Origin of the sequence: Pseudoalteromonas luteoviolacea (genome assembly GCF_000814765.1) — a bacterium.
Lineage (GTDB): Bacteria > Pseudomonadota > Gammaproteobacteria > Enterobacterales > Alteromonadaceae > Pseudoalteromonas > Pseudoalteromonas luteoviolacea_H.
In genome coordinates this window covers 414,723-424,937 of sequence record NZ_JWIC01000003.1, presented here as the reverse complement: position 1 = coordinate 424,937, position 10,215 = coordinate 414,723, and the positions used below count along the sequence as shown (strand labels likewise).

Annotated in this window: 11 protein-coding genes; 8 read left to right on the top strand and 3 right to left on the bottom strand. The window is 39.0% G+C overall.

What is annotated here, in order from left to right; genetic code table 11:
* Positions 1 to 62 precede the first annotated feature (62 nt).
* Positions 63 to 725 (top strand): DNA alkylation repair protein, encoded by a 663-nt coding sequence (locus JF50_RS03125; RefSeq protein ID WP_039608025.1) that lies wholly within the window; start codon positions 63 to 65, stop codon positions 723 to 725.
* A 79-nt stretch (positions 726 to 804) separates the two neighbouring features.
* On the top strand, positions 805 to 1,278 hold the full coding sequence (locus JF50_RS03120; RefSeq protein ID WP_039608024.1) for a GNAT family N-acetyltransferase: 474 nt from the start codon (positions 805 to 807) through the stop codon (positions 1,276 to 1,278).
* 90 nt (positions 1,279 to 1,368) lie between these two features.
* On the opposite strand, the gene JF50_RS03115 is transcribed toward JF50_RS03120, so the two are convergent.
* Positions 1,369 to 1,590 (bottom strand): hypothetical protein, encoded by a 222-nt coding sequence (locus JF50_RS03115; protein WP_039608023.1) that lies wholly within the window; start codon positions 1,588 to 1,590, stop codon positions 1,369 to 1,371.
* Positions 1,591 to 2,119: 529 nt separating this feature from the next.
* Here JF50_RS03115 and JF50_RS03110 point away from each other — a divergent pair.
* From JF50_RS03110 to JF50_RS03085, 6 genes are read left to right on the top strand one after another with little or no spacing between them, the layout of a single operon-like run.
* Positions 2,120 to 2,773, top strand: coding sequence for a non-canonical purine NTP pyrophosphatase (locus JF50_RS03110; RefSeq protein ID WP_052262112.1), 654 nt, complete (start codon positions 2,120 to 2,122; stop codon positions 2,771 to 2,773).
* Positions 2,760 to 3,416 carry a cupin domain-containing protein gene (locus JF50_RS25935; protein ID WP_052262111.1) on the top strand — a complete coding sequence of 219 codons (657 nt, stop codon included), beginning with the start codon at positions 2,760 to 2,762 and terminating at the stop codon, positions 3,414 to 3,416. Before JF50_RS03110 ends, JF50_RS25935 begins: the two co-directional genes overlap by 14 nt.
* On the top strand, positions 3,413 to 4,135 hold the full coding sequence (locus JF50_RS03100) for an SDR family NAD(P)-dependent oxidoreductase (protein ID WP_039608022.1): 723 nt from the start codon (positions 3,413 to 3,415) through the stop codon (positions 4,133 to 4,135). The genes JF50_RS25935 and JF50_RS03100 overlap by 4 nt, the downstream gene beginning before the upstream one ends.
* A gap of 10 nt (positions 4,136 to 4,145) precedes the next feature.
* Positions 4,146 to 5,396, top strand: a complete 1,251-nt coding sequence (locus JF50_RS03095; RefSeq protein WP_039608021.1) for a condensation domain-containing protein — start codon at positions 4,146 to 4,148, stop codon at positions 5,394 to 5,396.
* Positions 5,397 to 5,402: 6 nt separating this feature from the next.
* Positions 5,403 to 6,785 (top strand): cytochrome P450, encoded by a 1,383-nt coding sequence (locus tag JF50_RS03090; RefSeq protein WP_039608020.1) that lies wholly within the window; start codon positions 5,403 to 5,405, stop codon positions 6,783 to 6,785.
* A gap of 49 nt (positions 6,786 to 6,834) precedes the next feature.
* Positions 6,835 to 7,206, top strand: coding sequence for a hypothetical protein (locus JF50_RS03085; protein ID WP_052262110.1), 372 nt, complete (start codon positions 6,835 to 6,837; stop codon positions 7,204 to 7,206).
* Between the two features lie 673 nt (positions 7,207 to 7,879).
* Here the strand turns inward: JF50_RS03085 and JF50_RS03075 are convergent.
* Both JF50_RS03075 and JF50_RS03070 read right to left on the bottom strand, forming a co-directional pair.
* Positions 7,880 to 8,878 (bottom strand): sphingomyelin phosphodiesterase, encoded by a 999-nt coding sequence (locus JF50_RS03075; protein WP_039608018.1) that lies wholly within the window; start codon positions 8,876 to 8,878, stop codon positions 7,880 to 7,882.
* A gap of 537 nt (positions 8,879 to 9,415) precedes the next feature.
* Positions 9,416 to 9,706: a hypothetical protein gene (locus JF50_RS03070; RefSeq protein WP_039608017.1), complete on the bottom strand. Its 291-nt coding sequence runs from the start codon at positions 9,704 to 9,706 to the stop codon at positions 9,416 to 9,418.
* Between the last annotated feature and the right edge of the window lie 509 nt (positions 9,707 to 10,215).

The window sequence follows — 10,215 nt, the reverse complement described above, 5'->3', positions numbered from 1 at the left end:
CGGCTTTGAGCTTTTCCTATAATTCAGCTACCGTGTTTTAAAACAACTTACTGAAATACGCTATGCATATTAAAGACGCCGCACACCAAGCGCTTGCAGAGCTTGGCTACCCAGAACAAAAAATCAAAACGGCACAAACTCGTCAAATATCAGCATCTCTGTACCGCGCATTGCCTGATCATCATATCGATTCAGTGTTTGAACTCTGTGAACAGCTACTTGAGTCAAGAGAGTGGATGCTCAGTTTAATCGCCTTTGACTGGGCATTTAGAGTTAAAAAACAATATACCCCAAACACATTTGAAGTGTTTGAGCGGTGGCTACTCGAATACGTAACCGATTGGTATGACTGTGACGATTTTTGCACACATGCTTTTGGTGAGTTAATCGTGCAGTACCCGCAGTTAATAAATAAAACCCATGCATGGGCTAAACATGACAACTTTGCTGTTAGAAGAGCCGTTGCCGTGATCTTAATCTACCCGTTAAATAAAGGGAAATACCCCCAAAGTGCGCCTTTAAACGCTGCCGATCTCTTGTTCAATGATGAGCATGATTTAGTGCAAAAAGGCTATGGCTGGTTACTCAAAGTACTCTCTAAAACCTCACCCAATGAAGTCATTGACTATCTCAAAACACATCATAAAGAGATGCCACGTGTGGCATTTCGATACGCACTTGAGAAACTAGATAAGCAAGCCAGAGCTGAATTGATGTCACTGTAAAGCCAAGCTGTTCCCGTTATGGTAATTTTCGCCGTTATCATTTATGATTTTGTTACTTTATAACAATTAAGAGCATCCTATGATAACGATAACAAAGCTCTGTGATAGGTACCTTGAGCAGGTAAAACGCGTCCAAATCGAGCAGGATCAAATTGAATTTGCAGGCACTGCGTCAGAGTTTTTAGAAGAAATATGCGACACCACGCATTTGCATGTCATAAAACATCAAGAAGACGTGATTGGTTATTTTAAGCTGGATCTCGCCTATGCGAAAAAGTACGACTTTTGCCCACAAGATGGTGTTGGGATCCGCGCATTTGTCATCGATAAAGGCCAACAAGGCAAAGGCTTTGGCAAGCAAGCTGTTGCCGCACTAATCCCTTTTTTAAACGCATTTTACCCGCAATTTAATCATATTTGCTTAACTGTCAACTGCCGTAATACGTTAGCTTATGAATGTTATAAAAAAGCTGGATTTACAGACACTGGCAAGAAGTATTTAGGTAGTCCAGCTGGGCCAAACTATATTATGCAGAGTTCATTAATTGACTAATACTGCAGATTGGTCGGGATTCAAATATAAAAAATGTCTTATCTAAGTTAAAAATATGCACTTATAAAAAGTGCATATTCGATTCAAGACCTATAGATAGTCCACCTCTGCTAAACCGCCATCACGGCGACAACGATCTAAGTCAGCTTGAAACTGAGCCCTAAAGATAGACTTTGATGACCATAAATAATTATAGTTATTTTTATCTATACAAGTCACCAAAATCGTCATGTATGCATGAGCCGTTGATTGTACACCGAGTGTCATCGCCACAGCTGCTACACCACCAAATAACATTGATTTTAATTTCATCTTATTAACTCCCTTGTTTAATCATTTTTTATAAACTAGATAAAACATATTAAAAAATTAACAAGGCGTAAATACAAAAGCGAAACTTTACAAAAGTTTACCTAATCCAGGTTGAATAGCAAAAAAAATTAAAATAAAAATATAGATTTAAAAACCATAAAAACGGATTGAACCCAACATAAAAACTGAATATTCTAGAATTTAAACAGTTAGCTCATAAAATAAACCATAAGCAACATAAGCCACTAAATTAGCAATATATTTTAACTCCTTCAGCCTTTTAAAATCTAAATAAACCCATTCATCACAGTATGAAAATGCTTGAAATAAATACAGACTATCAGATGTAAGAGGGTTCCTATGGCGTTTATATTAACCAACAACACTGTATTAGATTTAATCCCCTTAATGCGTAGGAAACAGTGACCGCCCGTCATAAAACCAGATAACAAAAACTTTACACATTTCGTCCACATTTGCGCTATAAGCTGCATTGCAAGGTGTACAACAAACACTTCTGAGGATGTGTATGACTGAGCCATTTATTTACGACGAAATAGTCATTGCAAGCCAAAACACCGGTAAAATCATAGAAATTAAAGCCTTATTAAAACCATATTACCAACAAATTAGTTCGGCATATTCATTGGGCCTTGACGACATTGAAGAAACCGGAGACAGCTTTGCTGAAAATGCAGAACTTAAAGCACTATCAACAGCGCGATCTACAGGGCGTCCTGCCATTGCTGATGACAGCGGCCTATGTATTGATGCACTAAATGGTTTACCGGGCTTATTTACAGCGCGGTGGGCAAGTCAAGCAGGTGGTTTCGAATATGCGATTGAACATCTACTCACAAGAATGGAGTCCAAAAACGATCGGCGAGCACAGATGGTGTGCGCGCTTAGCCTCGCTTATCCATGCGGTGATGCCTACACCTTTATCGGAAAAGTACAAGGTACCATCAGCTGGCGAGCAAAAGGAAGTAACCGCATTGGATTTGAGCCCATATTTATACCTCAAGGACTGAGTTCAACATTCGCTTCGATGCACATCGATAAAAGAAATGAATTACACCCAAGGGCCTGTGCATTTAAGCAGCTCAAAGCACATATTTTAAATACTCCTAATGCCACGCTAACTCAAACATACTGTGAGGAGGTGCTACATGCCACCTTATGAACAAGACCTTGATCTTAATCTTGCACCGGACCTGCAAATTGAACTTAAACTTAATCTACAAAACACGATAAGCTCAATTCAGCTACAAGAAATTCAGGCACAAGTTCAATTCATATATGATCGAATATGCGACATAAGTGCTTCTGAATTTTTGGTCATTATTCCTAATCTACTTTTTTGCCGCTTCAAACAACTTGACTATATTGAAATTAATGTCTGCTCTCCTTTGCTTGAATATAACCAAAAAGGTGCATATCAACGACACATAATTGAGTTCGAAGCGCAACATTTTGGTACGGTCGATATCCTATTTGAAAATGATACGTTTGGCATTTATTTACTCAATATCGACGCGGGTCAGTCTATTCCTGCGCATATCCACCTTCAAATGGATGAACATGAATTAGTACTTGATGAAGGCCTTTCTTTTAATACCGAAAAAATAGAGCCTGGTAGCAGTTATGATTGGCCCAGAAGTACGGTTCACGGTTACGATAATTTCAGTGACAAGTTAGCCACCATATTGTGTATAGATACTCCTAAATTTATACCAGAAGATGAAATAGTTGTTCACCATGCCAACTCTTTGGAATCAATATTGCCCACCAATATCAATTACTACCAAGGGATCACGACCACATGAGTAAAACAGTCTTAGTAACAGGTGCTAGCTCTGGTATAGGCTATCAAGTGTGCAAAAAGCGCCTTAAGCAGGGTGATAGAGTCATTGGTGTCAGCAGAACCATAGATAAACGTCACCCGTTGAATGCGTTCGAGCGTTTTATCCCATGGCGCTGCGATCTTGCTGATATTACGAACACGCATACTCTATTCCAGTCAATACATGAGAGTGCCGGACCTATTGACGCTTTAATTTACGCAGCAGGCGTCTGTTATCACGAGCAATTTGGACAAACTCAACTTAACTCCATCACTGAACAACTTAATGTGAATCTCGTATCCGCTCTATTACTTTGCGAGCAAGCAATTCAATATATGCCGCAAAACAGTGCGATTCTTTTACTCAGCTCTACGCTTGCTGAAAAGCCCATTGCCACTAGCGCCGTTTACAGCGCTTCCAAAGCAGGGCTGGAGCAAATTATGAAAGCATCGGCGATTGCTGGCGCTGCCAAAAAGATTAGTGTGAATGCATTAGCCCTTGGTTGTGTAGATACCCCCATGCTACACCTACATCGAGACGACGATTTACAGCAACAGACGCGACTTGACGCACTCGCGGATCTGCACCCATTTGGGCTTGGCACAGTCAACGACATTGCATTTATTATTAATAACTTACTATCTCAACCTTGGACAACAGGTAGCGTAATCAAGGTTGATGGTGGTCTCACCTTAACCTAGACAAACCAGTATGAATACAATCCCGATCACACTCTTACAAAATATGATGCTCGCTTTTTGCAGCGCTGCCCCTCATTTGCCTATCGCCAACGCAGGCGGCGTCATTAAATTTACACAGGTAGATGCCAATAAACTTGTCGAAGCACAAAAGGCTGTGATGGCCTGTCACGCAAGCTTTGACTTTTATTTTCAGCCAACACCTAGTGGCGTGGCGCAATATCAACATGCTCACTGTGAGCACACTTACCCCATCACCGATTTATCCGCACTTCCTTTTGAGTGCGCAGAGCAAGCAGCCCATGAAAAAGTAGAAAAGTTATTTACAACGCCTATTTCTGCATTTGAGTACCCGCTACACAGAAATGAAATTTTCATACTGCCAAACAATCAAGTTTGGCTAGCCTTTTTGGCCAATCACTTAATTTGTGATGGATACAGTGCGTTTGCTTATTTAAAGCAAGTCGTAGACTACTACGATAAAGGTATCACGCCGACAAATACTCAATTTGAACCTGTTCAGTATGCCACTGGGCAGGCGCAATACTTAACATCAAATCAGTATCAAAAGGACAAAACATTTTGGCTAAATCACTTAGCAGCACCGATTGAATTTAGGCTTTTTTCACCCTCAAACCCATTAAAAAGTAAAGCGATACACCTTTCTTTACCTCGGTCGCAACTCGCACCAACCGTTGAGTTTGCAAATCAACATGAACTCAGTATATCAACACTGTTGCTGACCCTTTGGGTGCGTCAATTAAACCGAGATTTCCCTCTACCTAACTCAAATCAATTGCGTGTTGGTTTGCCTGTTCACGGACGCAAAAAAAGTGAAAGTAATTTAATTGCATTCATGGCAAATATGTTAGTTCATGAGTTTTCATTATCAGATGAACTAAATTTAGCAACGCAAGCGCAGCAAGTTTCAACACAATTAAAAAATGCCTATAGACATAAAAAACTACCGCCAGAACTCCTGTATGAAGACCTTAAATTGCCGCCACACATACCGTTAAGTGAGTTCAGGTTTGGCTATATGGAACTGGAACAGCTCAGCGACACACCTGGCATGCCGAGTTCATTCAGCTACGAATCTCACCAACATCACAGCCTGCCGCTACAGTTGAATATTATAAATTTCCATGGTGTGGATCAGGTAGACTTTTTAATCGAATACAACCCTCATAACCTCAGTGAAGAAGACGTGGTTAAGCATATCCAATCTCTCTTTGACGCCATTAAAAACATCGCCAGTAACTGATAAACAATGAAGCAAATACCAAAAGTAACCAACAAAGAAATCAGCAGGCTGGGCATCAACTTTATGGATGACCCTGCCAACTTTTTGATGACACTTGCAAGTAAATTTGGTGATGTACTGCAATTCAAACTCGGGCCATTTAAAGTCACTTTGCTCTCTAATCCAAGTATGATCCAAGACGTGCTTATCGGTAAAGTAAAGCAATTTCCAAAATCTACCCGAGATACGAAAATTCTTAGCAAAGCCATCGGTCAAGGGATCGTGACTGCCGACCAGCAAACACATAAACCGCTGCGTAAAATCGCCCAACCAGCCTTTATGCATCGTCGCCTGCAAAGCTACCAAGGTGTATTTGAGCAATATGCTTTAGAATCGGTTTCTGAGCTAAACCATGATGAGACTGTCGACATGGCTGCCCAAATGGAAAGGCTGTCTTTACAGATTACCTGCAAAACGCTATTTGGCTTGAGTAAATCTGAGTTAAAAAAAACCAGCGCGGTGTCAGATGCGATGAATGAACTGCATCATTTGCTCAGTAAAAACTTCGAAAGTGTCGTCAACTTTCCAGCTTGGTTTCCTTCGCCACTTAATCTAAGGATCAAAAGAGCTCGTAAAACCATTGAACAAATCATTGATGAAATTCTCCACAAACGAAAGAGTGAACCCTTCGTAGATCACGGTGATTTACTGTCATCCTTACTTGAAGCAACGGATGAAACAGGCAACTCACTCACCAATGAAAATATAAAAGATCATCTGATCTCTTATTTTATCGTCGGCCATGAAACAACCTCGAATAGCTTAATGTGGTGCTGGTATTGTTTGGCAAAATATGAGGTTGAGGCCAATAAAGTATATAAAGAAGTTATCAATCACAACAGTGGTGAGCCGTTGTCTTTTGATAAATTCCCAGCGACTCTAGCATTTATAAAAGAGGTATTAAGACTATTCCCACCGGTCTGGTTAATTGGTGCTAGGCGTGCTCAAGAAGATACAAACCTAAATGGTTATAAAATAAGTAAAGGAGATAAAGTATTTATCTCTCCATTTGTGGTACATAGATTAAACAGCAATTTTGATCACCCCGAGCACTTCGACCCACGCCGCTGGGAACAAGGGTCAGGACATGAAAAAGGCAGTTATATCCCTTTCGGAGCAGGGCATAGAAACTGTATTGGGCAGCATTTTGCGATGCAAGAAATGCTGAGTGTGCTAGTAACTTATTTAAGGCATGCAAGAATAAGTTTTCTAGACGATAACGTAAACCCATTAAATATTAACGCCAGATCAACTTTATCAAATCATGACGGACTAATTATGAAGGTTAATAAAGTAAATTTAAAAATAAAAAATATCATAAATAGAAAACACTCTTTAAAAACAAGTTAAAATAGGTACAATATAATTTCTTTTAAATTATAAATGGATATTTAAAATAGTGAAATTTAAAAAAACGATTAACACTCTTTTAGTAGCAACTTCTCTTCTGTCCGTTCAGGCGTTTGCAAATAACTCTATTTTCCCAGAAGGACATATTTCAAAAATTGATACCTGGGTTTATGGCAGCGATGAATATGGCGTTTGGGTAACACTTGCTGCTGGTGCTACAGATACCGGAGACTGTGGGAATACTTACTATTTACCTCATACGAGTGACAACAAGCAGCTGGTTTATAGTGCATTGCTATCAGCTCAAGTTTCACAAACACGTGTTCGACTGCAAAGCACCACGGACTCGGCTGCAAAAAATAAATTAGGCATGTGTAGAGCAAGCAGAGTCACTTTATGTCACGACAATAGCTGTAACTAACAAAACAACACACCAAACTCATTGCAAAGGAATGGGCAAGGTAGGGATTGGCCTCATTTGTTAGATGAATACAAATCAATCGCTATTTTCGAAAAAAGCAGACATAAAATACCAAGCATAGTGATGCTTCTTCACCCATTCCTTCTTTTTCGATGTTAAATATACAGGCTTTTCTGACCATCACCACTCTTTCTTAGCGGTAAATAAATTAAGCTTTCAACAAATAGGAGAGGATAATCATAAGAGGCTTACTAGCTCAGTTTATACTACTGCGTCTGTGCACTTCAGCTACAACTGCAACTAATGTGTAGTTTACACTCTAATCTTGAGCTGTTGAGCTGTTGAGCTGTTGAGCTGTTGAGCTGTTGAGCTGTTGAGCTGTTGAGCTGTTGAGCTGTTGAGCTGTTGAGCTGTTGAGCTGTTGAGCTGTTGAGCTAAAAAATAATAAAAGGGATCCGTCACACTTTACAATACAATTCACGCAGTTTTGATTAAGGACTAGCCTTTGCCCTCTTCGCATACTATATACTTTAAAGCAATTCAGTTAAAAACGGATCAGTGTTTTTTAAGGAAAAAAATTTATACTTATTTATTGGAAACATTAAATGTATTTTAAGTTTTGTTAGTTTGCATTAAAGGTTATCTCCCTTAATACAAACTAAAATATAGGTTTTTAAAACTCAAAATTTACTTGTACAGGATAATGATCTGACAATTCATGATAATAACCATTGTGGTAGTAACGGCCTGAACTCAGATTCCAATTTCCTTTTAAGTAACTCCAATACCAGTTTTTAGCTGCTTTTGGATAACGCACGACCATGTTAGGGTTATTCTTAGGTTGTTTATAGTCTTGATGCCAAAATACGTAGTCTAACGTATCGTTATAGTCTAAGCTGTAGTCAAAATAGTACGCGTTCGCTTTCGTAAACCAGTTATGTTTGGCAGAGAAAGAGCCAACCGCCGGGGTTTCAAAGTTTAACTTGCTGCGTGTAGTTGAGAGCATATCCGCAATTTCATGCTGCTTACTCCACTCTACATTCATATCTCCACCAATTATCACGGGTTCACTAGTAGAAATGTTTTCAGCCTCAATAAATGTTTGAATTTCCCTTAGTTGACCCATGCGTATGCGATGCTCTTGTTTTGTATTTCCATCGTGCGTTGCCTGTAAGTGAGTACCAACTAAATGATAGTATTGCCCGCCTTTATTGACCTTTACGTAGGCAAAGCCCTTATTGGCCAGATAGTCCCAACTACCGCTTAAGCTATTTGTAAAAACATGTGCCTTCTGCGAGACAATTGGATATTTAGAAATGATGACCACACCGCCGCGAATAACAAACGGACTGTTTGAACAATTCCCAGTTAAGCCATCCCAGCCGCTACCACTACACTCTTGCCCAACATTAGGCGTTTGATAAGGGTAAATATCTGATAATGCTGCCAACGCTTGCTCTGCATCGCTATTAAATACTTCATTGACAATGATAACATCTGGGCTATCACTGAGTGACTTTATTACAGACGGCAGTCGCTCTGCCCTATTTGCTTGGTCCCAATCTTGAACATTTAACTGCATAATATTATATGCCATCACTTTTATCGATTGAGCCATACTATGTGTACTCAATAGCATTAAAGCACAGAACAGGGGTAATTTTATCTTCATTTTTTCTCCAATACTTCTTTGTTTTTATAGCTTTAATTTAAATAATCACTCATGAGCGCAATAATAAGACGCACTACAATGGTAAAAATTTCAGCACTGGGAATATATGTTCGTAAAATGTCAGGTTTGTTTCTAAAACCTTTTATTTAAATTAAAGTTTTAATTTAAATTTATTTATTTTTTAAGTAACTTTTATTACAGAGAGCACTTAATTAATCATCAGGAAAGCTCGAGAAGTAATGATGAAGAAGTGAGTAAAATCGGGGGGGGAAACTGCCCCCTAAAGTGCTTCACATTCAATATAGATGACTCTAAACTTGCAAAATCAGTTAGGCAAATATCTGCTTTACGCCTATATGTTAATATATCAATTCAACTTTACTAGTCGCTGTAATAAAACCTGAATTAAGCAATTGCAAAAAACATAAGTTATTTACGTGCTTTATTGGTAAGTTGTATTTCAATTTTAAATCTAAGAAAACACATACAAACAGGCCTATTAACTGTACTTATGCCAAAAAAGATTAGATTTCGATATTAAAACTCGTTGGTCATTAAACCTATAGGTTTAGTCTTTTTGATAGCTTCACAGGTTCGCCAGCCAAATTTTAAAATCGCAATAACTTCTAATACGCCACCTCTTAATTCAGGCAAGGTCAGCATATTAGGGTGCCAAATTTGCTGCTCATAAGGTAATACGTCAATGTTATTTTGCCAGATTAGAGGGACAGACACAGACTGGCTGTAAAGCAAAAAGTTCACAGCTAGATGCCCTGAAGTCGCACCAGAGTATGTTCCTGTTAATGCTATTCCCAGCAGACTGTTCACCAATGAAACACCAAACTGCCCCCATCAAATCGCTGTTTATCGACAGCTGGTGTCCTACTTGCTTCATGTCACGCCATGTCATTAAATAATTGTACTTAGCGATATCTTTATTAAGTTCAAAGCGATTTTTTCCAGGCTCTAATACTTACAGCGCTTGGTCAAAGTAATACTTTTCAGCGTGAAAATGATGGTGAGATCACCTGATTTAAGTCTGTTGGCACTGCACTCAGTGATTTAATAACCGCAAAGCTCGTTTATGACTTGGTTCAAAAGTAAGCTGTGTCAAATCATAGGTGAAAAGCTTTCAGATGTAAGCAGCTTTATAAGTATGAGTTCAAGCTCATATGTTTGTCAGTTACCATTCCTGTAGTTAAACCAGAAGGAAAACATGTTCAATGACGATGCTTTTTACAATCGTTATAAGCCTAGTTTGGCGCATTAGATTTTCGCAGACAAGCTGCATATATAGTACATTCTCATCGTAATACTTAGAAATAAGGCACCGTATT

Coding starts and splice junctions, on each gene's coding strand:
- JF50_RS03075 (WP_039608018.1), bottom strand. CDS start 8,878: ATGAAGATAAAATTACCCCTGTTCTGTGCTTTAATGCTATTGAGTACA.
- JF50_RS03110 (WP_052262112.1), top strand. CDS start 2,120: ATGACTGAGCCATTTATTTACGACGAAATAGTCATTGCAAGCCAAAAC.
- JF50_RS03090 (WP_039608020.1), top strand. CDS start 5,403: ATGAAGCAAATACCAAAAGTAACCAACAAAGAAATCAGCAGGCTGGGC.
- JF50_RS03125 (WP_039608025.1), top strand. CDS start 63: ATGCATATTAAAGACGCCGCACACCAAGCGCTTGCAGAGCTTGGCTAC.
- JF50_RS03120 (WP_039608024.1), top strand. CDS start 805: ATGATAACGATAACAAAGCTCTGTGATAGGTACCTTGAGCAGGTAAAA.
- JF50_RS03115 (WP_039608023.1), bottom strand. CDS start 1,590: ATGAAATTAAAATCAATGTTATTTGGTGGTGTAGCAGCTGTGGCGATG.
- JF50_RS03100 (WP_039608022.1), top strand. CDS start 3,413: ATGAGTAAAACAGTCTTAGTAACAGGTGCTAGCTCTGGTATAGGCTAT.
- JF50_RS25935 (WP_052262111.1), top strand. CDS start 2,760: ATGCCACCTTATGAACAAGACCTTGATCTTAATCTTGCACCGGACCTG.
- JF50_RS03095 (WP_039608021.1), top strand. CDS start 4,146: ATGAATACAATCCCGATCACACTCTTACAAAATATGATGCTCGCTTTT.